Origin of the sequence: Streptomyces sp. SID13726 (genome assembly GCF_010548375.1) — a bacterium.
In the GTDB taxonomy this organism is placed as follows: domain Bacteria; phylum Actinomycetota; class Actinomycetes; order Streptomycetales; family Streptomycetaceae; genus Streptomyces.
In genome coordinates, this window is record NZ_JAAGLY010000070.1 from 1 (window position 1) to 855 (window position 855).

The window sequence follows — 855 nt, forward strand, 5'->3', positions numbered from 1 at the left end:
GCCCCATTCACGAAGGATCTCGTTCGTGACGTACCCCGAGCGGAGCATGGCGGCGGCGATCTCATGGGCATGCGTCCGAGGGAGGCGAAGGCTGTCGATCCATCGTCGGACTTCGGGCGACAGCAGTTCGGAGCGCTTCATGGTCACGGTGAATGACGTGAGCTTGCTGCGGAACTCCGGTCTCGGAAGTCCTTGGCTTCGGGCCAACGAGATCATCTCGGGCACCCCGGAGCCTCGATTCTCAGCAACGATCTCGGCGCTGTGGGGCAGGTACGTGTCGGCGAGCAGCACGGCGAGCCGCGCGTTTCGGGAGGACGAGACCCCGCTCTCGCCGAGGTCGTCGGTCGAGATGCCGCCGAAGAGGCCACCAGGGCTCCTGATCACCAGCGCCTCCGGGTCGAGCTCGACCTGCACCTGCGTTCCCCGAGTGACCGGGCTGTAGTCGCGATGCAGCAAGGCGTTGACGATGGCCTCGCGAACAGCGAGCAAGGGGTACTCGTGCTCGTCGCGACGTCCACGCTCGCTCATGATCGCCCGGACGGCGACGTTCCGTGTCACCACGTCGAGCGCGTCCTGGACCATCTCCGGGATGGGTCCACGCGCCGAGACGTTGTCGAGGAACCGAGGACCGCTCGCCGTTGCAGCCGGACGCACGACGACGGACACCAGGAGCTGAGGAAAGTACTGCTGCGGATACTCCCCGAAGGTCAGGAGCCCAGCCAGGGTGAGTGGGGCGTCGGGCCGTGGGGACGTCGTGATCCCCAGGCGGTGCAGCACGACCTCGTCCGAGGCGTCGCGCATCCGTGACGAACCGCTTCGGACCCGTTGGAGCGCGCGCAGCAGGTGTCCTTCGTC

At 66.9% G+C, this 855-nt stretch carries 1 protein-coding gene; it reads right to left on the bottom strand.

Translation table 11 applies throughout. The features are described 5' to 3' along the window. On the bottom strand, positions 1-801 hold an 801-nt coding region (locus G3I78_RS46365), incomplete at its 3' end, for an ATP-binding protein (RefSeq protein ID WP_275424922.1). Positions 802-855: the final 54 nt, after the last annotated feature.